General features: G+C 74.7%; 20 protein-coding genes and 1 pseudogene. 15 read left to right on the top strand and 6 right to left on the bottom strand.

Features of this window, described 5'->3' with window-relative positions:
* Window positions 1-81 precede the first annotated feature (81 nt).
* From NAEX_RS03130 to NAEX_RS03120, 3 genes are all read left to right on the top strand, one after another.
* A complete protein-coding gene (locus tag NAEX_RS03130) occupies window positions 82-741 on the top strand; it encodes a hypothetical protein (protein ID WP_143140419.1) in 660 nt (219 codons plus the stop codon).
* A gap of 266 nt (window positions 742-1,007) precedes the next feature.
* Entirely contained in the window at window positions 1,008-2,870 is a 1,863-nt protein-coding gene (locus NAEX_RS03125) for an OPT family oligopeptide transporter (RefSeq protein WP_096326032.1), read from the top strand.
* Window positions 2,871-2,986: 116 nt separating this feature from the next.
* Complete coding sequence (locus NAEX_RS03120; protein ID WP_170135407.1) at window positions 2,987-4,615, top strand: NAD(P)/FAD-dependent oxidoreductase; 1,629 nt, start codon at window positions 2,987-2,989, stop codon at window positions 4,613-4,615.
* Window positions 4,616-4,779: 164 nt separating this feature from the next.
* Here NAEX_RS03120 and NAEX_RS03115 read toward each other — a convergent pair whose 3' ends face one another.
* Complete coding sequence (locus NAEX_RS03115; protein ID WP_096326030.1) at window positions 4,780-5,418, bottom strand: M23 family metallopeptidase; 639 nt, start codon at window positions 5,416-5,418, stop codon at window positions 4,780-4,782.
* Window positions 5,419-5,666: 248 nt separating this feature from the next.
* A complete protein-coding gene (locus NAEX_RS03110) occupies window positions 5,667-6,644 on the bottom strand; it encodes a hypothetical protein (protein WP_096326029.1) in 978 nt (325 codons plus the stop codon).
* Window positions 6,645-6,750: 106 nt separating this feature from the next.
* Between NAEX_RS03110 and NAEX_RS49480 the strand changes: the two genes are divergently transcribed.
* The 6 genes from NAEX_RS49480 (at window position 6,751) to NAEX_RS03085 (ending at window position 12,681) form a co-directional block, all read left to right on the top strand.
* A complete protein-coding gene (locus NAEX_RS49480) occupies window positions 6,751-6,906 on the top strand; it encodes a hypothetical protein (RefSeq protein ID WP_170135406.1) in 156 nt (51 codons plus the stop codon).
* A 41-nt stretch (window positions 6,907-6,947) separates the two neighbouring features.
* Entirely contained in the window at window positions 6,948-7,382 is a 435-nt protein-coding gene (locus tag NAEX_RS03105) for an acyl-CoA thioesterase (protein ID WP_143140418.1), read from the top strand.
* Between the two features lie 27 nt (window positions 7,383-7,409).
* Complete coding sequence (locus NAEX_RS03100) at window positions 7,410-8,459, top strand: NAD(P)H-dependent glycerol-3-phosphate dehydrogenase (RefSeq protein WP_096326027.1); 1,050 nt, start codon at window positions 7,410-7,412, stop codon at window positions 8,457-8,459.
* 252 nt (window positions 8,460-8,711) lie between these two features.
* Window positions 8,712-10,298: a serine/threonine protein kinase gene (locus NAEX_RS03095; protein ID WP_143140417.1), complete on the top strand. Its 1,587-nt coding sequence runs from the start codon at window positions 8,712-8,714 to the stop codon at window positions 10,296-10,298.
* 72 nt (window positions 10,299-10,370) lie between these two features.
* Window positions 10,371-11,084 (top strand): hypothetical protein, encoded by a 714-nt coding sequence (locus tag NAEX_RS03090; RefSeq protein ID WP_096326025.1) that lies wholly within the window; start codon window positions 10,371-10,373, stop codon window positions 11,082-11,084.
* Window positions 11,085-11,502: 418 nt separating this feature from the next.
* On the top strand, window positions 11,503-12,681 hold the full coding sequence (locus tag NAEX_RS03085) for a coproporphyrinogen-III oxidase family protein (RefSeq protein WP_096326024.1): 1,179 nt from the start codon (window positions 11,503-11,505) through the stop codon (window positions 12,679-12,681).
* Window positions 12,682-12,946: 265 nt separating this feature from the next.
* Here the strand turns inward: NAEX_RS03085 and NAEX_RS03080 are convergent, their stop codons facing one another.
* Together NAEX_RS03080 and NAEX_RS03075 are read right to left on the bottom strand one after the other, a co-directional pair.
* Window positions 12,947-13,624 (bottom strand): hypothetical protein, encoded by a 678-nt coding sequence (locus tag NAEX_RS03080; RefSeq protein WP_096326023.1) that lies wholly within the window; start codon window positions 13,622-13,624, stop codon window positions 12,947-12,949.
* A 531-nt stretch (window positions 13,625-14,155) separates the two neighbouring features.
* Window positions 14,156-14,854, bottom strand: a complete 699-nt coding sequence (locus tag NAEX_RS03075; protein ID WP_096333505.1) for a pirin family protein — start codon at window positions 14,852-14,854, stop codon at window positions 14,156-14,158.
* A gap of 86 nt (window positions 14,855-14,940) precedes the next feature.
* Here NAEX_RS03075 and NAEX_RS54340 point away from each other — a divergent pair.
* The 6 genes and pseudogenes from NAEX_RS54340 to NAEX_RS03045 form a co-directional block, all read left to right on the top strand.
* Window positions 14,941-15,759 (top strand): annotated as a pseudogene (locus NAEX_RS54340) (LysR family transcriptional regulator); the annotation flags it as partial.
* A 604-nt stretch (window positions 15,760-16,363) separates the two neighbouring features.
* Window positions 16,364-17,431, top strand: a complete 1,068-nt coding sequence (locus NAEX_RS03065; RefSeq protein ID WP_096326022.1) for a hypothetical protein — start codon at window positions 16,364-16,366, stop codon at window positions 17,429-17,431.
* Between the two features lie 87 nt (window positions 17,432-17,518).
* On the top strand, window positions 17,519-18,088 hold the full coding sequence (locus tag NAEX_RS03060; RefSeq protein ID WP_096326021.1) for a nucleotide exchange factor GrpE: 570 nt from the start codon (window positions 17,519-17,521) through the stop codon (window positions 18,086-18,088).
* Window positions 18,089-18,094: 6 nt separating this feature from the next.
* The gene (dnaK, locus tag NAEX_RS03055) at window positions 18,095-19,930 is read left to right on the top strand and encodes a molecular chaperone DnaK (RefSeq protein WP_096326020.1); all 1,836 of its coding nucleotides are present in this window, start codon (window positions 18,095-18,097) and stop codon (window positions 19,928-19,930) included.
* 5 nt (window positions 19,931-19,935) lie between these two features.
* Window positions 19,936-21,021, top strand: a complete 1,086-nt coding sequence (locus tag NAEX_RS03050; RefSeq protein WP_096326019.1) for a DnaJ C-terminal domain-containing protein — start codon at window positions 19,936-19,938, stop codon at window positions 21,019-21,021.
* Between the two features lie 534 nt (window positions 21,022-21,555).
* Entirely contained in the window at window positions 21,556-23,481 is a 1,926-nt protein-coding gene (locus NAEX_RS03045) for a WD40 repeat domain-containing protein (protein ID WP_143140416.1), read from the top strand.
* A 311-nt stretch (window positions 23,482-23,792) separates the two neighbouring features.
* Here the strand turns inward: NAEX_RS03045 and NAEX_RS03040 are convergent, their stop codons facing one another.
* Together NAEX_RS03040 and NAEX_RS03035 are read right to left on the bottom strand one after the other, a co-directional pair.
* Window positions 23,793-24,536, bottom strand: coding sequence for a hypothetical protein (locus NAEX_RS03040; protein ID WP_096326017.1), 744 nt, complete (start codon window positions 24,534-24,536; stop codon window positions 23,793-23,795).
* On the bottom strand, window positions 24,533-25,123 hold the full coding sequence (locus NAEX_RS03035; RefSeq protein ID WP_143140415.1) for an MYXO-CTERM sorting domain-containing protein: 591 nt from the start codon (window positions 25,121-25,123) through the stop codon (window positions 24,533-24,535). Before NAEX_RS03035 ends, NAEX_RS03040 begins: the two co-directional genes overlap by 4 nt.
* Between the last annotated feature and the right edge of the window lie 507 nt (window positions 25,124-25,630).

Genomic DNA, 25,630 nt, shown 5'->3' with positions numbered 1-25,630 from the left:
GACGGTCGGGGGGTCGCGCTTCGGCGAGCGGGGCGAGGTGTCTGTCTCAAAGGTCGGACGAGCGCTCGCCGGGAGGCGCGGGTGAGCGGGCCTGTCCCCGAGGACATGGGCCGGGCGCGGCTGTCGGCGGCGCTCGACGAGCTCGGCGAGCGGGTGTTCGGCGGGCGCGACGGGGCCCGCCGGGCGGCGCCGCTGCTCGCGCGGTGGGACCGCGAGGTGGGGGTGCACACGACGCTCGACAGCGGCCACGAGGCGCTGTCGGCCGCGCGGATCGACTGGGCGCTGTGCGACGCGGAGCCGCCGGGGGCGGCGCCGGGCGACACGTGGGCGTGGCGGGCGGCGACGGGCCGGGTGCCGGGGATCCCGCCGACGCCGCTGTACCGCCTGCTGGCGACGACGCAGGCGGGGATCTTCGAGGTCTGGCCGGGGGCGCCGCTGCTGCTGCGCGACCGCCTGCGCGGGCTGTGCGTCCGCGTCGACGAGCCGGCGCCGTGGCTCGGCGAGTCGCGGCGGGCGGCGGCGCTGTGGGAGCTCCGCCTGGCCTTCGGGACAGGCGTCGCGTGGGTCTGCCGGACGCCGATCGAGTACCCGCTGGCGATCGCGCCGCTGCTGCAGCGGGCCCACGAGGGCCACTGGCGGGCGCCGCAGCGGATCGACCTGACGCCGTGGCGCCGCCAGCGGCTCCGCTGGGCCCGCGACCGCCGCGGCGAGGACCCGCGCAGCTTCTTCTCGGGCCTGTGAGCCGGACGGAGCACGCGGCCTCGTCGGGCCGGGCGACGACGACGAGGCGCTCCGCGGCCTCGACGAGGCCGACGCACGGAGGGACTTCGGCCCCGACCCGCGGCGTGCCGGCCGGTTCGCGCTCGCCGACGGCGGGACGCTGCGTCACCCGCACCCGCGGTCCGATGCGCCGGACCAGGCGCTTCGCCCCCATGCTTGAGCGTCGGCGAGATCGGCGGGGCGGCCTTCGCCGGCGTCGGGACCTCTGGTATTGCTGAAGGCCCGCCGTGACCGACCCGACGAGCCCCCAGCCCTCCCTGCGCGAGTTCACGGCCCGCGCGGTCGTCACCGGGGTCGCGCTCGGGGTCGTGTTCGGGGCCGCCAACGCCTACCTCGGGCTCAAGGTCGGCATGACGGTGTCGGCGTCGATCCCGGCGTCGGTGATGACGGTGGCGCTGCTGCGCGGGCGCGCCAGCCTGCTCGAGGCCAACCTGTCACAGACGATCGGCTCGGCGTCGACGTCGCTGGCGACCGGCACGATCTTCACCATCCCGGCGCTGTTCCTGTGGGGCCTCGCGCCGCCGTTCTGGCAGATCGCGCTGCTGGCCCTGCTCGGCGGGGTGCTCGGCCTGGCGGCGATGATCCCGCTGCGGCGCATGCTGATCGTCGACGGCCACGGCGAGCTGCCGTACCCCGAGGGCCGCGCCTGCGCCGAGGTGCTGCGGGCGACGACCACCAGCGCGTCCGGCAGCGCGTGGATCTTCCGCGGCATGGCGGTCGGCGCCGGCATGAAGCTGCTGGTGGCGCTGCTGTTCGCGGTGCCGAGCGAGGCGGGCGCGGCGGTGCCGCTCCTGCCCAAGGCCGAGGTGGCGCTGGAGTTCGCGCCGGCGCTCCTGGCCGTCGGGTTCATCCTCGGCTACCGCCAGGCGGCGGTGGTGGTGGCCGGCGCGGTGGTGTCGTCGCTGGCCCTGATCCCGCTGATCGCGTGGATCGGCGCCGGCCTGCCGGGGCCGCTCTACCCCGAGCGCGAGCTGACGATCGCGCAGATGGACGCGTCGCAGATCTGGCGCCAGTACATCCGCTACATCGGCGCGGGGGCGGTGGCGACGGCGGGGATCCTGACTGTCCTCAAGAACATGCCCATGATGGCAGGTGCGTTCGTCTCTGTCGCAAGGGGCATGCGCAAAGAGACAGGCGAGAAGGCGGCCGCCGGCGCGGCGACCGACCGCGACCTGCCGGGCGGGTTCATCGCCGCGGCGATCGCGGTGGTGATCGCCGCGGTCGCGCTGGTGCCCGGGCTCGTCGCCGGCGACCTGGGGTTTGTCGCCCGGCTGGTGTGCGCGCTCGGGGTGGCGGTGTTCGGGCTGCTGTCGGTCGCGGTGGCCGCCCGCATCGTCGGCATCGTCGGGGTGTCGTCGCAGCCGACGTCGGGGATCACGCTGGTGACGCTGCTCGGCACCGCGGCCGTGTTCGCGGCGCTCGGCTGGGACGACCTCGGCGCGCGGGCGGCGGTGCTGACGGTCGGGACGGTGGTGGCGGTGGCGACGTCGAAGGCCGGCGACATCTCGCAGGACCTGAAGACCGGCTACCTGGTCGGCGCGACGCCGGCCTGGCAGCAGCTCGGGCAGCTCATCGGGGCCGCGTGCGCCTGCTGGGTGGTGGCCGGGACGGTGCTGCTGCTGTCGAGCTACGGCTTCGGCGGCAAGGAGCTGGCGGCGCCGCAGGCGACCCTGATGAAGACGATCATCGAGGGCGTGCTCAGCGGCGAGCTGCCGTGGGGCCTGGTCGCCACGGGGGCGGGGATCTCCGGCGCGGCGATGCTGTGCGGGGTGTCGGGCCTGGCGTTCGCGATCGGGGTGTACCTGCCGATCGCGTCGATGCTGCCGATCTTCATCGGCGGCTGCGTGCGCGCGCTGTCCGAGCGCGGCCGCCCGGCCGAGGGCGAGGCCCGCACCGGGATCCTCGCGGCCGCCGGGGTGGTCGCCGGCGAGGGCCTCGCCGGGGTGCTGGTCGCCGGGCTGGTGGTCTCGGGCCTGGTGCCGAAGAAGGCCCCGCCGCTGCTCGGCGGCGAGGTCGGCGAGCTGGCGACGCTGGCGCTGGTGCTGGCGATCTGCTTCTTCCTGTACCGCGGGGCGAGGGCCGGCGGGTGACGGGGACGCCGCAGGAGCGCTCGGGCATGTCCCCGGAGCCAGGGTCGAAAGAGCATGGCTGAAGGGGCATGTCCGAAGAAGCACGTCAGAGGGGCGCCGCTCACGAGGGGGCGCTCGTGACGGAGGTCGCGGGGCCGGACGCGGTCGACGTGCTGGTGATCGGCGGCGGGCCGGCGGGCAGCACGGCGGCGGCGGTGATGGCGAAGGCGGGGCTGCGCGTGCTGCTGCTCGAGGCCGGCGCGCACCCGCGGGCGCACGTGGGCGAGAGCTTGCTGCCGGGGATCATCCCGATCCTGGCCGAGATCGACGCGCTCGCCGAGGTCGAGGCGGCCGGCTTCGGGCGCAAGACCGGCAGCACGCTGTGGGGGTGGGGCAAGACGCCGCGCTGGGACCTGTGGTTCTACGACAGCGACGCCTACGACCACGCGTGGCTGGTCGAGCGCGCGCGCTTCGACGCGATCCTGTTCGCCGCGGCGACGCGCGCGGGGGCGACGGTGCTCGACCGGGCGGTGGCGCGGACGCTGTCGTGGGACGGCGAGCGCCTGGTCGGCGCGACGTGGGAGCGCGCGGGGCAGTCGCACGAGACGCGGGCGCGGCTGGTGATCGACGCGACCGGGCAGTCGATGCTGCTCGGCCGCGCGAAGGGCCGCCGCGAGGAGATCGCGGGGCTGAGGCACCAGGCGATGTGGGCCCACTTCACCGGCTGCGTCGGCGTGCCGCCGCCGCGCCACGAGCAGGCGCTGTTTGTGGCGGAGGCCGAGCAGTGGTGGTGGTTCTTCCCGATCGGCGGCGGCAAGGCGAGCGTCGGGGTGGTGCAGCTCGACGCCGGCGAGGCCCGCGGGGCGCCGCGCCGCGACTTCGACGCCCTGCTGGCGGCGGCGCGCGAGCTGGGCCCGGTGCTCGGGCCGGCGGCGACGCGGGCGACGCCGGTCCGCCACGAGCGCGACTGGAGCTACCGCATGTCCGAAGTGACAGGTCCCGGGTGGATCCAGATCGGCGACGCCGCCGGCTTCATCGACCCGGTGCTGTCCACCGGCGTGCTGCTGGCGATGCACTCGGCGTGGCACGCGGGTCGCACGGCGATCGCGGTGCTGCGGGACGGCGCCGACGAGGCGAGCGCGCGCGCGAAGTACCAGGCGCACCACCGCGAGATGTTCGGCGACCTGCTGCGGATGGTCCGCTTCTACTACCAGCAGAACCTGTACCGCGAGGACTACTTCTGGGAGTCGAAGCGGATCTTGCTGACCCGCGACACCGAGCTGAAGCCGCAGAAGGCGTTCGTGGTGCTGACGAGCGGGCTGGTGCAGAACCTGGCGCTCGACGAGGTGCGCGACGAGGCGACGGCGCGCCAGACGGCCCGCGCCGAGGGCCAGGGGCGCGAGCTCGGCGAGGCGGGGCCCGACCGGCTCGGGTTCGTGTGCGTCCACCTGCGCGAGCGCGCGGCGGCGCCGGGACAGGGCGACCTGTACCTGCTGATCGAGCCGCGCGACCCGGTGGCGCCGGCGCTGGCCCGCACCCGCAACTTCGATATCGGGGCGATCGCGCCGCGCCACGGCTCGGACCCGCTGCGCGCGCCGACCCTGGCGCCGGCGATCCGCGGGTTCGTGGCGCTGGTCCAGGGGCTCGACGCGGCGGTGGGGACGACACTGGCGGAGTTCTGGCGGGCGTCACGGGTGCGCGTCGGGACATGGCTCAAGGAGCATGTCCCGGCGAACATGGAGCTGGTGCGCGTGTTCGGCGAGTGAGCGGCGGAGCCCCGGCGACGGCCCGCGCCGCCCGCAAAGGCGGCGGCTCGCGGCGGCGACGCGGCCGCGTGCGGGCGGGCCTCGGGCCGGTGACGAGATGACGCCAAGGACATGCCCCATCGGGCATGGTGAACGGGCATGCGCTCGAAGGCATGTCCGAAGGGCTAGTACTCGACGTCGGTGTCGGCCTCGGCCAGGGCCGGCAGGCCGGGATAGCCGTGCAGCGGGGCGCCGATCAGCCACAGCGGGTCGACGGCGAGCGCGCCGATCTTGACGGTCAGGTGGAGGTGGGGGGCCTCGCTGCGGCCGGTGTTGCCGACCAGGCCGAGGGCCGTGCCGCGGTCGACGGGCAGGCCGGCGTGGACCAGGATGTCGTGCATGTGCCCGTAGTAAGAGGTGACGCCGAGGCCGTGGTCGACGATCACGAGGTTGCCGAGCAGCAGGTCCTGACCGGCGAAGGCGACCACGCCGGGGCCGATGCTGAGGATGAGGTCGCCGATCCCGCCGCGCAGGTCGAGGCCGCGGTGCAGCTTGGTGCCGACGCCCGTCATCGGGTTGGTGCGCCAGCCGAAGTACGAGGTGATGTGCGGGCTCTCGACCGGCCAGCCGAAGCGCAGGCCCGGGCGCGCGGCCTCGATGCCCTCGGCGGCGAAAGGGTCGGGCGGCGCGGGCTCCTCGGGGGCGGCGGCGGGTGCTGCCGCGTCGGTGGACGCCTCGACGGGCGCCGCGGGCTCCTCGGCGTCTCCGCACGCGAGGACCACGGCGAGGGCGGCGAGCGAGGATGTCCGCTGGGACAGCGTCACGGCGCGCGCAGGCTAGCAGATCCGCGCGCGCCGGTCACCAGGGCTGTGCGGCGCGCGGGGGCCGCGGCCGCGCGGCGTCGGCCGGCTCGTGGCGGGGTCCACCGCGAAGGGCCGCCGGTCCCCGGCCGGCGGCCCCGTCCCCGCCAGGGGCCGCGGCGGTGACGCCGTGGCTCCGGAAACATGTTTGAGAGAGCATGTGCCATCGAGCATGGCCGAATGGGCATGGCCTTCAAGGCATGTCTGGACGTTCAGGCAGCGTCGGTCAGCAGCTCGAAGTCGACGAGCAGGCGCAGGAGGGCGGGGGAGACCTCGACGCCGAGGCCGCGCAGCTCGGCGAGGACGGCGCCGGTCGGGCGGCCGTCGAAGCGCGGCAAGAGGTCGAGGAGGGCGGTCGGCAGCTCGAGCGCGTCGGTGTCGAGGTAGGTGACGACGCGGCTGCGCTCGACGCCGCGGTGGGAGACGCGGATCGTGCCGAGCTGGAGCGCGTCGGGCAGCGGCCCGGCGAGCGCGGCGTGGGCGGCCAGGAGATCGCCGACCTGGGCCTCGATCGCGGGCCCGATCAGCGCCTGTACTTCGGACCAGGTGAGCGCCTCGACAAGCTCCGCGGCGCGGCGGAAGAACTCGCCCTCGCGGCCCGACCACCAGCTCCACGCGGCCTCGCCGCTGTCGACCGGCGGGGTCTCCTCGAACAGGATCGTGCAGGCGCACCAGTGGCTGAGCTCGCGCTCGACGGCGGTGAGCAGCACCTCGAGCGCCTGCCAGAACCGCTGGCCGCGCGCGCCGCGGTCGTGCTTGCAGTACCAGGTCGCGCAGATGCCGTTGCGGTGGCGCCACACGCCGCACAGCCCGCCCGCCTCGGCGAGGTAGTAGGGGCAGAACAGGGACGGGTCGCGGCCGAACTGCTCGGCGGCGAGGATGTCGCGGTAGCGGTCGCGCTCGTCCTCGGTGGCGTCGAGCCCGTGCGGGCTGACGCTGCCGGGCTGCGCGGCCATGCGCCGCAGCAGCCGCTCGCGCCCGGCGAGCGAGCCGGCCCTCAGCCCGCCGCCGACGAGGAAGTTCGGCAGCGCCGGCACGTAGGTGCAGCACTTGGTGGCGTCGGCGAACCGGTAGCCCTCGGGCACGTGGCTCTGACACTGCACGCAGTCGCTGCAGGTCGCGGCCTGTTCTTCGGGTAATGGCCCTCCGAGCAGGTCGGAGATCCAGCGGCCGTACAGCGGCGGGAGCATCGGCGGCGAGGTCGGGGCCGACGCTAGCACGCGGCCGCGGGCGAGGGCGCTCTACCCCCACCCGCCGACCTTGCGCGCGCCCCGGCCGTGCAGCTACCTTCGCGCCGTGGGTGGGGTGCAGGCGGGGCCGCGACCGGCGGCGAAGAAGGTGTTCGACGTCGACGCGATCCGGCGGGTGCCCGGCGGGATCGCCTCGCACCGCGCGACGCTGCAGGTGCTCGGCCCGCAGACGCCGAGCCCGGCCGCCGACGCGCCGCGCTGAGGCTCGCGCCCGGGCCGGCGGCCGTGCTCTACTCGCGCCGCATGACGGCCGACCTCGCGGCGCTCCCGGGCGTGTTCGATCACCATCACTCCGTCACGCCCGACGAGATCGACGAGCTCGACCACGTCAACAACCTCCACTACCTGGCCTGGACGCAGACGGCCGCGAAGGCGCACTCGGTCGCGGTCGGCTGGCCGTTCGCGCGCTACCGCGAGCTCGGAGCGACGTGGGTGGTGCGCGCGCACGCGATCGAGTACCTCCGCCCGGCCCGCCTCGGCGACGCCGTGGTCGTCCGCACGTGGGTGACCGAGATGGGGAAGATCCACTCGCTGCGCCGCTACGAGATCGTGCGACCGGCCGACGCGACGGTGCTGGCGACCGCCGAGACCCGCTGGGTGTTCGTCAAGATCGCCGGCCAGTCGCTGGCGCGCGTGCCCGAGGAGCTGCGGGCGGCGTTCCCGGTGGTCGCGCGCTGACGCGGGCGAGGTGTAAAACCAGTGGCGATGACGAACGCTCCCGCGTCCCCGCCGCCACCGACGGTCGCCGTGCTCGGCGCCGGCAGTTGGGGCACCGCGCTGGCCCTCCACTGCGCCCGCCGCGGGCTGCCCGTCCGGCTGTGGACCCGCAGCGTCGAACACTACGAGGCGATGGCGGCCGCCCGCGTCAACGCCCGCTACCTGCCCGAGTTCCCGTTCCCCGACAACCTCGCGGTCGAGCACGACCTCGGCCGCGCGCTCGCGGCCGCCGGCTTCGTCATCCTCGCCATCCCCAGCCACGGGCTCCGGGCCACGCTCCACCTGGTCCGCGCCGCCCTGGCCGAGCTCGCCGGCGCGGCGCCGCGGCCGTACTACCTGGTGGCCGCCAAGGGGGTCGAGATCGACAGCCTGCGGACCATGGCCGACGTGGTCCAAGAGACATTGCCCAAAGAACATGCGGAGCGGATGGCGGTGCTCGGCGGGCCGAGCTTCGCCGCCGAGGTCGCGCGCGGGCTGCCGACGGCGGTGGTGATCGCCAGCGCCGACGCGGCGGCGGCCGCCGCGATCCAGCAGTGGATGCACGGCGACGGGCTGCGGGTCTACGTCACCCACGACGTCGTCGGCGTCGAGCTCGGCGGGGCGTTCAAGAACGTGATCGCGCTGGCCGCCGGCGTGTGCGACGGCGCCGGGCTGGGCCAGAACGCGCGCGCGGCCCTGATCACGCGCGGGCTGGCGGAGATCGGTCGCCTGTGCATCGCCCTCGGCGCCGACCCCGTCACGCTGTCGGGGCTGGCCGGGCTCGGCGACCTCGTGCTCACCTGCACCGGCGGCCTGTCGCGCAATCGCAGGGTCGGGCTGGCGCTCGGGCAGGGTCGGGCGCTGCAGGAGATCCTCGACGAGATGGGGATGGTCGCCGAGGGCGTCAACAACACGCTCAGCGCTCATCGCCTGGCCCAGCGCGAGCAAGTCGAGATGCCGATCACCCAGATCATGCACGCGATCCTCTACGAGGGCATGAGCGTGCGGCGGGCCGTGGCGGCGCTGATGCAGCGCGACCTGAAGCCCGAACGGGACTGACGCGCCCGCAGACCGACCCCCCGGGCGAATGTCGCCACCGACAGGTGGGCACTCGCCTACCAACGGCGCGCGCGATCCCGGTTGCGGCCGGGGCGCAGGGGCAGGTCCCCATCGCGCGGTCCGCCGCCTCAAAGCGCGCCGCCGCGGATTTCACCCGCAAGGCCGCGACTTTATCGCCGACGCCGCGCCACCGGGCGCTGCGGGCCGCCGGGGCTTGGCGACAGATCGCAGATCCGTTAATCTGGGGCCGCCTTGAGCAACATTGAGCCAACGCCCTTCGGCGACAAATATGTGCTGGTCGAGCACATCGCTACCGGCGGCATGGCCGAGATCTATCGCGCCACGTACTCCGGCATCGAGGGGTTCGCCAAGGAGCTGGTGATCAAGCGGCTGCGCGAGGAGTTCGCCGAGCGGCCGAACGTCGTGCGGATGTTCCTCGACGAGGCCCGCGTCGCCGCCACGCTGACGCACCAGAACGTGGTGCACACCTACGACCTCGGCGAGATCGGCGGCGAGTACTTCATCGCCATGGAGCTCCTGAAGGGTCAGGAGCTGGTGGCGGTGCTGCGCAAGTCGGCCAAGACGGGGCTGCACCTGCCGCTGCAGATCTCGCTCGGCATCATCATGCAGGCGCTCGAGGGGCTGTACTACGTCCATTCGAGGGCCGACGATCGCGGGCGCCTGCTCGGGCTGTGCCACCGCGACATCAACCCGACCAACATCCACGTCGGCTACGACGGCACCTGCAAGATCGTCGACTTCGGCATCGCGGCCACCCGCGCGAGCGTGCAGGGCGGCGGCGAGGGCCAGTTCGCCGGCAAGCTGGCCTACATGGCCCCGGAGCAGGTGCTCGGCCACCCGATCGACGCGCGGGCCGACATCTTCGCGCTCGGCGTGGTGCTCTACGAGATGTGCCTCGGCCGGCGACTGTTCCGCGGCGCCGCCGAGGAGGTCGCCGAGCGCATCGTCGAGGGCGACATCCCGGCGCCGACGTTCGTCGACCCCGAGTTCCCGCCGGCGCTCGAGGCGATCATCATGAAGGCGCTCGAGGTCGACCCGGCCGAGCGCTACCAGAACTGCGACCACATGTTCCGTGACCTCGAGCGGTTCACGGAAGAGGCCGGCATCCGCAGCACGCCGCGCATCATCTCGAACTACATGGCCGAGATGTTCGGCGAGGGCGCGCCGGCCGAGGTCAACTACGACGACCTCTACGACGACCTCGCCGACGAGGCCCTCGACTTCGACCAGTTCGACCGCCTCGACACGCAGCCCGAGAAGGACGACGCGCCCGACTGGGCCAAGCCGGCGCAGTCCGACACGCGCAGCAAGAAGTCGATGACGATCGGCAACCTCGACGCGGTGCTCGCCGAGGCCCAGCGGCTGCAACAGGTGCAGCAGCAACAGGCCCAGCAGCAGGCGCAGGCGCAGCAGAAGCCGTCCACCGGCTCCTCGGCGCCGACGACCCGCAGCCAGCGCGCGGCGTCCGAGGCGGCCGCGGTGGCGGGCGCCCGCCGGGCCCGCAAGAACCAGTCGGCGCGCCACAAGACGGTGCCGCCGAGCGCCGCCCAGAGCATGGGCTCCGGCCCGCGCCGGCCGCCGACCGGGGCCAACCGCTCGCTGGCGTCGGGCCGCTCGCCGCTGGCGAGGCCGAACCCGGCGACCTCGACGTCGTCGGTGCCGGTGGTGGTCGACCCGGGCGCGACGAGCACGACCTTCGGGCACGGCATCATGGCCGAGCAGAGCAAGCGAGGCAGCGCGGCCATCACGTGGATCCTCGTGCTGTTCGGGCTCGGCGGGCTCGGCTACGTCGCGTACACGATGTTCTCGATGAAGTAGCGCGGGGCGGGCCGCACAGGCCCTAGACAGCAGCGACACAAGAAGCGGGCGACGGGCGAGACGAGTAAGCCGATGCACAGCGTCGAGGTCCAAGGCAATCACACCTGGGGTAAGTTCTCCGCCTTCCGCGTGCTCGGCGATCACGAGCCGATGCCCGGGTTCCGTCTGGTGATGCAATTCGCGCCGCGCCCCGAGGGCGTGGCCCGCCTGCTCGAGATGCGCGCGCGCGCCAACGACCCCCTCGACTCCGAGCTCGCCCGCCTCACCGTGCGCGCCGGCATCGGCCTGCTGCAGTCGCACAACGTGTCGTTCGCCTACGCCAGCGCCGAAGAGGTGGTGGCCCTGGTCCGCACCGACGCGGTGTCGCGCATGGGCAGCTCGCTGGCGGTCTACGAGCAGCTGCTGTCGATGTACTCGGCCCGCCTGGCGGTGCTGCTCGGCGAGGAGCTGGTGGTCCACGGCCACATCTTCGAGTTCCCCGACATCGGCATCGCCCGCCGCGCCTTCGTGTCGGCGCAAGAGTGGCTCGAGGAGGCGACCCCGCTCCGCTCGTCCCGCCGCCTCGGCCTGCAGATGCGCGGCCTCGGCCAGCCGTTCCACCCGTCCAGCCTCGAGACCGTCGAGGCCCAGGCCGGCCTGCTCCGCTCGGCCGGCATCGACCTCGAGTCGCTGCCCCACTGGTGGTGGCGCGGCGTGGCCGCCCGCTTCCGCTCGGACGGCGGCGTCGAGCTCTACGACGATGTCCCCCACGGCGCCGACTTCGCCGCGCTCGTCTCCGACGTGTAACTCGCGAGGCGACCGCCGGGCAGGCCGTTCGCGCAGGTCGTCCGGGGCATGTCCGCTCGGGCATGTTCGCTCGGGCATGTCGGTTCGGGCATGTCGCAAGGGGCAGAGACGTCACCGAGGGCACGGGGCGGGCGCGAGGGCGGTGCGCAGGGGCGTGTCGGTTCGGGCATGGCGCTCGGGGCAGGGGCGCTGCCGAGGCCGCCGGGCAGGCGCAGGGCGGCGCGACTCGCGGGGCGCGAAGCCTGGGGGTCTGGCGCTCGCCTGGGGCGCGCGACGGAAGGGATGTCGGGCGCCGATCGTGGACGTACTTCGGTTCAGTCCGCTGGCGACCTCGCGGGCCGGTGAAAAGGTTGGACGCCCGTGCCGGCCCGGGTCGGCGGTCGGGGCGGCAGGTCCTCTCGCGGGCAGGTGGCCGTAGATGCGCGGGATCTACATTCACGTGCCGTTCTGCGCCCGGGCCTGCCCGTACTGCGACTTCGACTTCCAGGTCGGGCGCGCGCCGGACACGGAGGCGTTCCTCGCCGGGCTCGCGCGCGAGGCGAGCGGGCGCGCGGCAGAGCTGGCGGATTGGACAGGCGGCGAAGAACATGGCGCTCAAGACATGTCCGATGCGACATGGTCGACGGTGTACCTCGGCGGCGGGACGCCGAGCCTGCTCGGACCGGCCGGCCTGGCCAGCCTCGGCGAGTGGCTGGCGCGCCGGTTCCCGGGGGCCGGCGCGAGCGAGTTCACGGTCGAGGTGAACCCCGAGCACGGCGACGCGGCGCTGTACGCGGCGGTGCGGGCGATCGGCGGCACGCGGGTGTCGCTCGGGACGCAGAGCACCGAGGCGGAGGGGCTGCGCACGCTCGGGCGGGTCCACTCGCCGGCCGAGGCGCTGGCGTCGATCGCGGCGGCGGCGGCGGCCGGGCTGCGCGTCAGCGCCGACCTGATCGTCGGCTGGCCGGGGCAGACGGACGCGGGGGTGCGCGCCGACGTCGCGCGGCTGACGGCGGCGGGGGCGGAGCACGTGTCGGTGTACGCGCTGACGATCGAGGCGGACACGCCGTGGCCGACGCTGGTCCGCCGCGGCAAGCGACGCCTGCCCGACAGCGACCACCAGGCCGACATGCTGGCCGCCGCCGAGCAGGCGCTGACGGCGGCGGGGTTGCTGCACTACGAGGTCGCCAGCTACGCGCGCGCCGGCGCGGAGGCGCGGCACAACCTGCTGTACTGGACATGGCAGGACTACCTCGGGCTCGGGCCGTCGGCCCACTCGGCCCGCTACTTCGCCGACGGGTCGGTGCTGCGCCGGGGCAACGTGCGCGGCCTGCCGACGTGGCTGAAGGACCCGAGCACGCCGGCCGAGGCCGAGCGCCTGACGCCCGAGGCGGCCGCGACCGAGGGGCTGTGGACGGGCCTGCGCGACCTCCGGGGGCTCGACGTGGCGGCGTATTTGCGCCGCTTCCCGGCGGTGACGCGCGCGTGGATCGAGCAACGCACCCGCCGGCAAGTGGCGCGCGGGAACCTCGAGTGGATCGAGGAGGGACGGATCTTGCGGATCGCGCCGGGCCGCTGGTACTGGCACGACGCGGTCGCGGCCGACCTGCTGGCGTGAGCCGGCGAAAAGCCGGATCAGGCCAGGGGTTCGAAAGGACATGTCCCAAACGCCAGGCCTGGCGACCGACGAGGATGGCCCAGCCCTGAGGTCGCCTTGCAGCGACGGCGCCGGCGCGTCGACCACGAGCCAGCCCAAGGCGGCGAAGTGGACGCGGGGGTAGAGGACGAGGGCGAGCGCGAGGCGGCCAGCAGCTGCAGGCAGCGGGCCATCGCGGCCCGTCCCGGGCTAGCCACGGCGAGCTCCGTGCGCCTTTATCCGCCGATCACTCCGGCTTTGGCGGGTCGAAGCGCATCGACAGCGAGATGGCGTCGCGGCCGCCCTGTTCGGGCGGGGGCAGGGTGACGGCGAGCAGCGACTCGCGCACGCACTCGAGCAGGGCCGGCTCGGCGATCTCGTTGCCCTTGCCCGGCTCGAGGGTGTTGACGACGCCGCCGATGTCCTCGTCGCCGAGGATCTCGAGGTCGAGCACGAGCATGCCGGTGAGCTCGGGGTGCTCCTCGCGGACGAGGGCGTGACACTCGTCGACCAGCGGCATGAGCTCCCGGCTCAGCACCCGACTGAGGTAGCCGTGGTTGCCGGTGCGGTCGAGGATGGCGTCGGCCGGCGCGTCGTCGGCCGCCCGAGCGCCGGACTTGCCGGGGCGCGTCGGTTCGGGGTCGGCGGGGGTCCGCGAGGCCGCGGCGGCAGCGTCGCGCGCGGCCATGGCGGTGACGATCCGTCGCTGCATGACCTCGCGCCGGGCCGCGCCGTCGCGCAGGCGGCGGGCTCGTTCGGGCTCGCCGTCGTCGAGGCGGGTGCGCCGCTCCGCCGCCTCGGCGGCCGGCTGCGCGGGGGTCGTCGCCGCGACCGCGGCTTCGACCGCGGACGGGGCCGGCCGCGTCCACCACCACGCGCCGAGCACGACGAGCACGACGAGGACGAGCGCGAGCCGGTTCCGCATGCAGTGTTGCCTCGCAAGGCACTTTACGGCGTCCGGGAGCCGATCTGACAGGTGCGCGAGCCGTCGTCCGCGGGTACGGGGCGCCGCCCCTCGATGCGACGCGCTCGTGGGTCGCCCGCGATCCCGAGGACGCCTCGGCGAGCTCCACTGGAGCACGCCGCGGCTCGTCGCTCGGAGCGTCGGCGAGGAGCGCCGAGGGCGTCGTTCCTCCGACCGCTCGTGATGCGCCGCGAAGGCTCGTCAAGGCGCGGCGCCGGAGGCCGCAGGGCTGTCGAGTTCGCGGAATTTCCCGCGCACGCGCTGACGTTCTCGTTGACGCTGCGCGCCGTGCGCGAGCCCGTCCGCGCTGTATCCGCCGTGAGCGCGGCGAAGTACGCCCGCGGTTCGTGGGGCGCGCAGCGTCGTGACCGCGGGCGCACGGCCTTCAGGACATGAAACGAGCGCGCCCGCGGAGGTCGGCTCCGCGGGCGCGCTCGGTCCTGTCCTTCCGGGCATGCTTTCTAGGACATGCCCCAACGGACATGGCTCGTGTTACCCGAGGTCGAACACCAGGACCTCGCCCCCGCCGGTGCCCTCGACGGTGACGGCGGGCTCGTCCGAGAGGGCGAGGGCGTCGCCGGCCTCGAGGTCGCGGCCGTTGACGCGGACCGTGCCCCTGGCGACGTGGACCCAGGCGTGGCGGCCGGAGGCGAGCGGGTGCTCGGCGCGCTGACCGGCGGCGAACACACCGGCGTAGACGCTGGCGTCGGTGTGGATCGTGACGCTGTCGTCGCGGCCGTCGCGGCTGGCGACCAGGCGCAGGCGGCCGTCCTTCTCGGCCGGACCGAAGCTGCGCTGCTGATAGCCGGGCCTCAGGCCGCGGCGCTCGGGGAGCAGCCAGATCTGCAGGAAGTGCACGGGCTCGGTGCGCGAGGCGTTGAACTCGCTGTGCGTGACGCCGGTGCCCGCGCTCATGACCTGCACGTCGCCGGGCCGGATGACCGAGCCGGTGCCCATCGAGTCGCGGTGCTCCAGGCCGCCCTCGAGCACGTAGGAGAGGATCTCCATGTCGCGGTGCGGGTGCGTCCCGAAGCCCCGACCGGGCTCGACGCGGTCCTCGTTGATGACGCGGAGGTTGCGGAAGCCCATGTGCGCCGGGTCGTAATAGTCGGCGAACGAGAAGGTGTGGTGTGAGTCGAGCCAGCCGTGATCGGCGTGGCCGCGAGAGTCGGCGAGGCGTTGGGTGATCATGACGGGGCCCATCATGACGCGGGCTTTTATTCTGTAAATCAATGAAAATGTGATGCCTTCCATCAGTTCATGCGATACTCCGCGGCATGATCGGGGACGTGACGCTCGACCAACTCCGGGTGCTGACGGCGGTCGCGGAGGCCGGGAGCTTCTCGGCGGCGGCCAAACGGCTGCGCCGGGTCCAGTCGGCGGTCAGCCAGGCGATCGCCAACCTCGAGCGCCAGCTCGACGTGGCGGTGTTCGACCGCTCGACGCGGGTGCCGACGCTGACCGAGCCGGGCAAGGCGATCCTGGCCGCGGCGCGCCGGGTGGCCGGCGAGGTCGACGCGCTGCGCGGGCTGGCGGCGGGGATCGCCCGCGGGCTCGAGCCGTCGGTGTCGCTGTGCGTCGACGCGTTGTTCCCGCTGGCGGTGCTGGTGGCGCTGTGCCGCGAATTCGCGGCGGCGTTCCCGACGGTGGCGCTGCGCGTCGACACCGAGACGATGTCCGCCGTGTCCGCGCGCGTGCTGGCCGGGGCGGCGACGCTCGGAGTGGCGGCGCCGATCGCCGTGGCGCCGGGGCTCGAGCGCCGGCCGCTGGCGCCGATCCGCATGATCGCGGTGGTGGCGGCCGATCACCCGCTGGCGCAGATCGAGGGGAAGATCGACAGCGGCCGCCTCGGCGAGCACGTGCAGGTGGTGCTGTCGGAGCGCGGGTCGACGGGCGTGCCCGATCAGGCGGTGCTGTCGCCGCGGACCTGGCGGGTGGCCGACCTGCACACGAAGCAGGCGCTGCTGCGCGCGGGCCTCGGCTGGGGCAACCTGCCGGCGGCGATGGTGGAGGACGACCGGGCGGCCGGCCGGCTGGTGGCGATCCGACCGGCCGCGTGGGCCGAGGACGAACACACGCTGCACCTGGCGGCCATCCACCGGGCGGACACGATCCTCGGGCCGGCGCATCGGTGGATCGTCGAGCGGCTGACGACGCTGTGCGCGGCCGCGAGTGAGTCGGCGGCGGGCGTGGGGCGCGAGGCGGAGGGAGCTGCGAGCGCGGGAGGCGAGGGCGCGAGCAAGTCGCGGGCGCCGGGCAACGGCGCGAGCAAGACCCCGGGCGAGGGCGCGAGCAAGTCGCGGGCGCCGGGCAACGGCGCGAGCAAGACCCCGGGCGAGGGCGCGAGCAAGTCGCGGGCGCCGGGCAACGGCGCGAGCAAGACCCCGGGCGAGGGCGCGAGCAAGTCGCGGGCGCCGGGCAACGGCGCGAGCGAGACCCGGGCAGACGAGGCGGGCACGAGGACGAGCCAGTCGCGGGTGGCGGGCCGGGCGGAGGAGGCGGGCAAAGGGGCGAGCAAGACCCGGGGGCGTCGCGCACGGGCGCGCGGGGCGGGGCGGAGGGGCGCGGGGCGAGGAGGTCGGGCGCGGCCGCGGCGAGGACGGCGAAGTCGGCGAAGTGAGCGGGGCGCGGCGCGGTCCTGCGGGGGGCGCGCGCGAGCCTGCTGGCGTCCGGCGGCGAGACGAGGTAAATGCGAGTCGAGTGGAGCTGAGCCCCAGACGCCAGCGGATCCTGTTCGCAGTGTGCCGCGAGTACATCGTCACCGGTCGCGCGGTGGCGTCGGGGGCGCTGGTTCAGGTCCACGGGCTCGAGTGGTCGCCGGCGACGATCCGCAACGAGCTGGTGGCGCTCGAAGAGGCCGGCTTCGTGTCGCAGCCGCATCAGTCGGCCGGACGCCTGCCGACGCCGCTGGGGATGCGCCTGTACGTGCGCTCGCTGGTGCGGCCGCCGCCGCTGCGCCCGGAGCTGCGCCGCGCGGTCGACGTGTCGCTGTCGGAGCCGGTGCACGGGCCCGAGAGCATGCGCGTGGCGGCCCAGGTGCTGAGCGAGGTGGCGAGCTGCGTGGCGGTCACGTTCGTCAGCGAGGACCGCGGCGGCAAGGTGTCGCAGGTCGACCTGGTGCCGGTGCAGGGCCGCCGGGTGATGGTGGCGCTGACGCTGGACGGGACGCACGCGCGGCTGCACCCGGTGACGATCGACGCCCGCTTCGCCGAGGGCGGGGGCCTGCTGCGGCTGCAGGAGCGGCTGCGCGGGCTGTGCGTCGGCAAGACGCTGGCCGAGGCGCGGGCCGAGCTGTCGCGGCTGTGGGCCGAACACGAGGCGCGCCTCGACCGCCTGCTGGCCGAGAGCCTGCGGATCGGGCTGTGGCTGTGCACGGCGGCGGCGCTCGATCCGTTGTGGGTGCAGATCGCCGGGCAACGCCTGCTGGCGGGCCAGAGCGACCAAACCCTGGCCCAGGTGCTGGCGCTGTTCGACGACTACCACGGGCTCGCCGAACTGCTGTGTCAGCTGCTGCCCGAACACTCGCTCGAGCAGGCCCGGGCCGAGGTCCACGTGGCCGCCGAGCTGCGCCCGGCGCTGGCCGGCGTCGGTCCCACGGGGCCGTGTGTGCTGTCGGGGATGAGCCTCATCGGTTGTCGGGTCCAGCCGGTCGAGGACGGCCGTACCGCAGCGGTGGCGCTGCTGGGCTCGGATCGCATGGATTACGAGGCGGCGATCCCTCTGGTAGAATACGCCGCGCAAGCGCTGGCGGCGCGCACCAGCGAGTGATCCCTCACTGGCGGGTCGCACTCCGCGAATACGAGGTCGCGATTCGGGCTTGTCTCGCGCGCCCGCCGGCCTTAAAGCGGGAGCCGCATGAGCCAGGATCGACAGGAAGAGAAGGCGGACGGCGCGGGCGAGAACGGCAACGGCGCGGCCGTGGAGGCCGAGTTGGTCATCACTCCGGAGGAGCGGGCCGAGCTGGCCGAGGCCGAGAAGGCCGAGCTCAAGGACAAGTGGCTGCGCGCGCTCGCCGAGCTCGAGAACTACAAGAAGCGGACCCGCCGCGAGATCGACGACAACGTGTTCCGGGCCCAGCAGAACCTGCTGAACGCGTTCCTGCCGACGGTCGACAACCTCGGGCGGGCGCTCGAGCTGGCGCGCGGCAACGAACAGCTCCACAAGGGCATCCAGATGGTCGTCAACGACTTCATGAGCGCCCTCGGCCGCTTCGGCGTCGAGCCGGTGCCGAGCGTCGGCCACCCGTTCGACCCGGCGATCCACGAGGCGCTGCAGCAGATCGACACGCCCGACTTCCCGCCCGGGGTGGTCGCGCGCGAGTGGGAGAAGGGCTTCCGCCAGGGCGACCGCCTGCTCCGCCCGGCTCGCGTGGTCATCGCCGGCCCCGGCTCGACCGGCGGCAAGGCCGAGGGCCAGGCGTCGTAACCGCCGATGGCCGGTCCGCGACCGAGCCCGATCCTCGGCATCGACCTCGGCACCACCAACTCGTGCGCCGCGGTGATGGACGGCGGCGAGGTCCGCGTGCTGGTCAACGCCGAGGGCAGCCGCACCACCCCCAGCGTGGTGGCGTTCGCCGGCCAGGAGGTCCTGGTCGGCACGCTGGCCCGGCGCCAGGCGGCGGTCAGCCCGGCGACGACGATCTACGCGGCCAAGCGCCTGATCGGCCGCAGCTACGCGGCGGTCGCCGGGCTGCGCGCGCGGCTGACCTACGACCTGGTGCCCGGCGAGCACGGCGACGCGTGGATCGAGGTCGCGGGCCGCACGATCGCGCCGGCCGAGGTCGGCGCGCACGTGCTGGCGTCGCTGCGCGACGCGGCCGAGGCGGCGATCGGGCAGCCGGTGACGCGCGCGGTCATCACGGTGCCGGCCTACTTCGACGACGCGCAGCGCCAGGCGACCCGCGACGCCGGCACGATCGCCGGGCTGCGGGTCGAGCGGATCGTCAACGAGCCGACGGCGGCGGCGCTGGCCTACGGGCTGGCTGACCGAAAGGACAGGCCGCCGAAGATCGTCGCGGTCTACGACCTCGGCGGCGGGACCTTCGACCTGTCGCTGCTCGAGCTGCGCAGCGGGGTGTTCGAGGTGCTGGCGACCGCCGGCGACACGCTGCTCGGCGGCGAGGACTTCGACGCGGCGCTGGTCGACCACCTGGCGGAGGGCTTCTTGCGCGAGCACGGGGTCGACCTCCGCCGCGACCGGGCGGCGCAGGTCAAGCTGCAGGACGCGGCGCAGAAGGCCAAGCACGAGCTGTCGTGGTCGCTGGCGACGGAGATCCACGTGCCGTTCGTGGCCGCTTCGGGCGGCAGGCCGCTGCACCTGCAGGCGAGCCTGTCGCGGCTCGAGCTCGAGCGCCTGGTGCGGCCGCTGATCCAGCGCACGCTGGCGCCGTGCCGCCGCGCGCTGGCCGACGCGAAGCTGCGCGCGCGCGACGTCGACGAGGTGATCCTGGTCGGCGGCCAGACGCGCATGCCGCGGGTGGTCGAGGCGGTGGCGGAGTTCTTCGGCCGGGCGCCCAACACGTCGCCGAACCCCGACGAGGTGGTGGCGGTGGGCGCGGCGATCCAGGGCGCGGTGCTGGCGGGCGAGGTCGAGGAGGTGCTGCTGCTCGACGTGGTGCCGCTCGACATCGGCGTCGAGACGCAGGGCGGGGTGTTCACGCCGCTGATCCCGCGCAACACGACGGTGCCGATCCGCCGCTCCGAGGTGTTCGGGACGACGATCGACGGTCAGACGGCGGTCGACGTGCACGTACAACAGGGGCTGCGCGAGATGGCGGCCGACAACCAAACGCTGGCCCGCCTGCGGCTGTCGGGGATCGCCGAGGCGCCGCGCGGGACGCCGCAGATCAAGGTGCAGTTCGAGGTCGACGCCGACGGGATCTTGCACGTGTCGGCGCGTGAGCTCGGGTCCGACGCGGAGGTGGCGACGACGGTGCAGCCGGCGGCCGGGCTGACCCGCGCGCAGGTCGAACAGCTGGCCCGTGAGGCGGCGGCGGCCCGCCAGGCCGACGCGGTCCGCAAGGACGCGGCGCTGCTGCGAAATCGCGCGGAGGCGCTGGCCTACGCGTGCGAGCGCGCGGCCGAGGGGCTGCCCGGGCTGCAGCCGCCGCAGCGGGCGGCGCTGCAGGCCGAGGTGGCGACGTTGCGCGAATTGCTCGCCGCGGCGGCGCCGGCGACGGCGATCGAGGCGGCCCTCTTGACCCTCGAGCGCTCCTCGCAGCAGATCTACGCGGCGCTGCTCGGCAGCGAATCCACCGGGAGCTCCTGACCTTCATGGCGCAGCACCAAGACCACTACGCCGTGCTCGGCGTGGCCCCCGAGGCCACGCTCGACGAGATCAAGCGCAACTATCGTCGGCTGGCGCTGGCCAGCCACCCCGACCGCCACCCCGGCGACGTCGAGGCGGAGGACCGCTTCCGTGCGATCAGCACGGCGTACGCGGTGCTGAGCGATCCTGTTCAAAGGGCCAGGTACGACGCGCAGCGCCACCTGCCGGTCGGCCTGTTCGACCAGCCGGTGACGCTGCAGACCGCGCGCGACCTGCTGGCGGCGGTGGTCGGCGACGTGTTCGGCCGCCAGCGCCGCGAGCGTCGCCGCGGCCGCGACGTCCGCTACACGCTGACGGTCGACCTGGCCGAGGCGGCGCTGGGGTCGGAGCACGAGATCCAGTTCGAGGCGCTGGGGCCGTGCGCGAGCTGCGGCGGCACCGGCTCGAAGCCGGGGGGACGCCCGCCGACGAGCTGCCCGCTGTGCCACGGCCGCGGCGAGGTCAAGGGCGAGGGGTTCCTGGCCCGCCACACGACGTGTGGCCGCTGCGCCGGCACGGGCATGGTCCACCTCGACCCGTGCGAGACGTGCCGCGGCCGCGGGGCCAGGCGCGAGCCGCGGTCGTTCAAGGTCCGCCTGCCGCCCGGCACCGAGGGCGGGGCCGAGAAGGTGATCGCCAACCACGGCGAGCCGGGCCAGTTCGGCGGCGGGCCCGGCAGCCTGCGCGTGACGGTCAGCGTGCGCCCGCACGCGTGGCTGCGCCGCGAGGGCCAGGACATCCACTGCGAGCTGTTCGTCAGCCCGCTCGAGGCGGCCCGCGGCGGCAAGGTGCCGGTGCCGACGCTCACCGGCTCGGCGCTGCTCGAGCTGCCTCCCGGGGTGGCCACCGGCGCCAAGCTGCGCCTGCGCGGCAAGGGCGTGCCGTCGGAGGGCGGTCGCCCGGGCGACCAACTCGTGACGGTGGTGGTCGAGACGGCGAACCTGTCCGCCGGGACAGCTGCGGTCGGGGCCGCGCTCGAGGGGCTCGAGCGCGCGCTGCAGGCCGAGCCGCAGGCGCTGCCGAAGCGCGCGGCCCAGCGCGGGCTGAAGTAGGCGCGGGCCGCGAGCGCCGTCGGGCATGTTCGAAGGGGCATGCGCTGAAGGGCATGGTCTGCGGGACATGTCGTAAACGGCATGTCGTTTCGGACATGAAGGTATGCGCCCGCGGCCGGCACGAGGAGCGCCGGACAGGGGACGCGCGGCCCGAGCCGCGCGGGGGTCGGGGTCGCGTGTCGCCTTGGCGAGGTGACCGACGGTGACGGGGAGGCGCGAGGCGCTGGCTGGCGCTTCGGCGGCGGTGATGCGCCGTCGCGGCGTGGCGAGGTGACCGGCGGTGACGGGGAGGCGCGAGGCGCTGGCTGGCGCTTCGGCGGCGGTGATGCGCCGTCGCGGCGTGGCGAGGTGACCGGCGGTGACGGGGAGGCGCGAGGCGCTGGCTGGCGCTTCGGCGGCGGTGATGCGCCGTCGCGGCGTGGCGAGGTGACCGGCGGTGACGGGGAGGGCGTGAGGCGCTGGCTGGCGCTTCGGCGGCGGTGATGCGCCGTCGCGGCGGTCCGCGGTATCATGCGCTCGGAGACCATGGCCGACGTGCCTGACTTGTTGGACCCGGCCGTGCTGGAGCGCGCCGCCGCCGAGGGCTCGCTCGCTCGCCTGGTGGCAGACTGGACGGCGCGCGTGGCCGCGGGAGACGAGCTGCGGCGGGTGGTGCTGGCGGCGCTGCGCCTCGACCTGGCGCTGATCGTGCGCGAGCCGGAGCTGCTGTTTCCGTGCCTGTACAACCGCGTGTACTGGCACGCGAGCGCCGAGGCCGCGGCGTTCTACGGCGAGGGGATCGACGTCGGGGCGCCGCTGCGGGGGTGGGCGGAGCGCTGGCGGGCGGCGCGAGGCCGGCGCGGGCCGTGGGCGCGCTCGCTGCGGCCGCCGGAGTTCCCGCTGCTGGGGCCGCTGCGCGAGGAGTACCGGGGGGCGCTGGGCCAGGGGGCACCGGCCTTCTCGCGCGACGGCCAGGTCGTGGGGTGCGCGGGGGCGACGGCGAGCGCGTGGGAGCGGGCGACCGGCCGCGCGCTGCCGTCCGAGCTGGCGGCGCAGCGCCTCGGCGACGGCGGCCCGGAGCTCGAGGTCCGGTTCGACTCCGGGGCGTGGGGTTGGGCCCGGGTGCGCGAGCGCGGGCGCGAGAAGTGGCTGGTCGAGGTCGACGTCGACGGCGACTCGAAGTTCGACTGCGCGTTGCGCCTGGCCGATGGCACAGCCGTGATCGTGGCCGGGTGGTGCGCCGACTACGACGGGTCGATCGCCCGCATCGACCTGCCAGGCGCGAAGGTCCGCTGGCGGGTGCAGCTCGGCGGACAGATCCACGCGCTGGCGTGCGACCGCGCCGGGGCGCTGGTGGCGGCGAGCGACGGCGCGGCGGTCCACCTGCTCGATGGGACATCCGGGGCGACGCTGGCGAGCGCGCCGCTGTCAGCGCACGCGCTGGGGCTGGCAGCCGACGGGTCGACGTTGGTGACCCGCCACGAGGACGTGCTGCGGGTGTGGGACGTCGCGGGGCTGCGCCGCGGACGACCGGTGCGGCTCCGCGGGACCCACGACGGGTGGATCGACGCCGCGTTCTCGCCGGACGGGCAGCGGCTGATCACGGGGACGCTGCTGTGCGACGGCCGCGACGGGCGGCTCGTCGCGCGGCTCGATCTCGACGGACCCGGTTGCCTCGAGGGCGGACCGCCGGAGGACGGGCGACGGCTGGCGGACGATCGCTTCGTCGAGATGGCGCCGATGCGCGGGGTGGCGATCTGGGACGCGCGCGACGGGAGGCGCCAACGCGTCGACGCGGGCCGGCGTTACGGCCACACCCACGAGATCGTCCTGTCGCCGGACACCCGCTGGTACGTCCACGGCCGCCGCCGCGGCGCGGAGCCGACCGAGATGCGGCTGTGCGCGGTCGACGACGGGAGCGTGCGCGCCGAGCTCGGGAGCATCGAGCGCGATTGCGTCGTGTTCACGCCCGACAGCCAGCGCGTGCTGGTCGCGGCCGGCGAGGCGGTGACGGTGTGGCGGGTGCCGACCGGGACCCGCGAGGCGACGCTGCGCCATCCGGCGGCGGTGACCGGGGTGGGCGTGGCGCGCGACGGCAGCTGCGCGGTGACCGGGGCGCGAGACGGGGTGCTGCGCGTGTGGGACCTGGCGCGCCGCGAGCTCCGCGGGTCACGCCCGCTGGCGGCGGAGGATCCGCTGCAGCGCTCGTGGTCGGGGCGCGGGGAGGAGACGGGCGCGTGGCGAGCGACGCCGGAGGCGCTGGCGCGGCTCGAGGGCTGGCTCGGGTTCTCGTACGCGCGACACGCCTCGACGCCGCGCCGGCGCGACGGGCTCACCGACATCCTCGAGGCCGGGCGGGTGCGGGTGCGGGTGCCGGCGCAGGCGCGGCTGGAGGCCGCGCCCGACGGATCGCGCTGGGCGTCCCGCGTCGATCACTTCGTGATCGAGGACGAACCGCTCGCGGCGGCCGCCGAGACGTGATGTCGCGGAGACAGGTGAGACGGCCCGCGCGCCGCGACGAGGCGGTCTTCGTACGGGTGAGGCGGCGTCGGTCGGCGCTCGGGAGCGGCTGTCCGCAGGGACAGGTGAACGAGCGAATGTCTTTCGAGACATGTGACCGGCAGGAGCGAGCTGCGCGCGGGGTCGACCGTCGCTGGGGGAGCTGTCCGCGGCGACAGGTGACGGCGGGCGCGACGGCGCCGCGACAGGAGTGGATGTCCTTTGGGACAGGTGTTGCGGCGACCGCGAGCGAGGGCAGGGTCGAAGGCGAGAGCCCCAGGGGACCGGCCAGATCAGGGCTGCGCGAGCGGGGTGAGCGGGAGGCCGAGGTCGTCGCGGAAGAACCGCTCCCACTCGGGGAAGACGCGCTTGTAGGCCTTCATCTGCTGCCGATGGCGGCGCTCGGCGGTCGGGCCGGAGGCGGGCGGCTCGAATTCGGGCCACACGAGGATGTCGCCGCACTCGAAGCAGACGTTGACGCTGCCGACCGGCGTGTCGCCGGCGAACAGCACGACGGCGTGGCGCGGGAAGGCGCACTTCGAGACCTCGAGCGCGCCGCGGGTCGCGACCACCCACTCGACCGCGCGCCCGGCCTGCGCGGGTGAGATCGGCTTGCGCTCGGCGATCTCGGGGCTCCAGCCGTTCGTCGCGTCGTAGACCCGCAGCGGCACGCCCGGGCCGTAGGGGACGTGGTTGAAGGTGAAGGCCTCGGCGCGATCCCAGGCGACGAACGGCCAGGTCTTGCTCGGCTTCCGCGCGGCGTCGCCGACCGATGGGCTGGTCGCGCCGGGGCGGGTCGGGTTGTCCGCGGCAGGCGAGGGCTCGATCGGGCCGGGCTGGGGTTGCGCGGCGGTGGGATCGGGCGGAGCGGGTGCGGGCTCGGTCCCCGGCGCGGGCGGGGCGGAGGCCGTCGGAGCGGGGGGCGTGGGCTCGGGCGCCTGCGGGGCTTCACGCGGGGCGCAGGCGACGAGGGCGACGGCCGCGACGGCGAGGCGGAGGTCTCGTCGCGCGCGCGTGCGAGAGCGAGCGATCGTCATGGCCGGCCCGGCGCGTTGCGACGACGCCGAGGCACGAGCGCGGCGATCGCCAGGAGCGCGAGGGCCGTGGCGCCGGGGTCCGCGTCGGCGCTGCAGCTGCCGCACCCGCCCTTGCTGCCGCCGGGGTCGTCGCCGGTGCCGCTCGCGGTGCCGGCGTCGGTGGTGGCCGTGCCGCTCGAGGTGGGGCCGCCGGCCGAACCGCCGCCGGTGGTCGGCTCGACGACCGGGAGGCACAGCTTGATCGCCTCGCAGGTCTCGCCTGCGCCGCAGGCCTCGCCGCCGTCGCACAGCGAAGAGAGCGTCGGGGTCGGATCGGGTCCGCCGTCGCCGCCGCCGCAGTCGACCCAGCCGATGCAACCCTTGGTGTCCTGGCAGGTCGCGCCGTCGGTACACTCGGCGTCGCTAAAGCACTTGAGCGGGCTGCAGAACGGCCCGCCGTGACAGGTGTTGCCCTTGGTGCCCGCCGGGCAGTCGGCCGGCGGCTCCTCGACGACGTCGGCCCGGGCCGTCGTCCCCTGCAACCACAGTGACAGCGATAGGGCGGCCCACCACGCCCGCGAACGACCCCGCCTGCTCTTGCCTTCCATCGCTCGACGGTATCATCCTGCGATCGACGGCGACAACCATTCGTGAGGGGGTCGCCGGGGCGATCGCGCCCGGGGCGGTGGCTGTCCTTCGGGACATGCTAGCGCGCGGACAGCCGGTGAGTCGTCTCGAGAGCCAGGAGAGACCGGCGGTGTGACGAGCGGGCCGGGCCGGAGAGATGTCGCGAGAGACAGGCGGCGTCCACGGGCGGGGTGCGGAGTGGGGGCGGGGAGCGTGATGTCCCGAGAGACAGGCTTCGCCCGCGGGACGGCAGGGGGCGCGGAGCCCCGACGCGGAGCCGGCGCCGGCGGGACGCGGAGCCGGGGCGGGGAGACGGATGTCCCGAGAGACAGGATGCCCTTGCAAGGGGTGGAGTCGGCGGAAAAGGATGTCCCGAGAGACAGGCGTCGCCCGCGCGAGACGGCAGGGAGAGGGGCGGGGAGCGGGATGTCCCGAGAGACAGGAGGCGATCGCGGGAGGCGCGGCATCGGGGGGAGCCGGTGTCCCGA

Origin of the sequence: Nannocystis exedens, assembly GCF_002343915.1 — a bacterium.
In the GTDB taxonomy this organism is placed as follows: Bacteria; Myxococcota_A; Polyangia; order Nannocystales; family Nannocystaceae; genus Nannocystis; species Nannocystis exedens.
The sequence above is the reverse complement of the archived record's forward strand: the minus strand, read 5'-3'. Positions and strand labels throughout refer to the sequence as shown.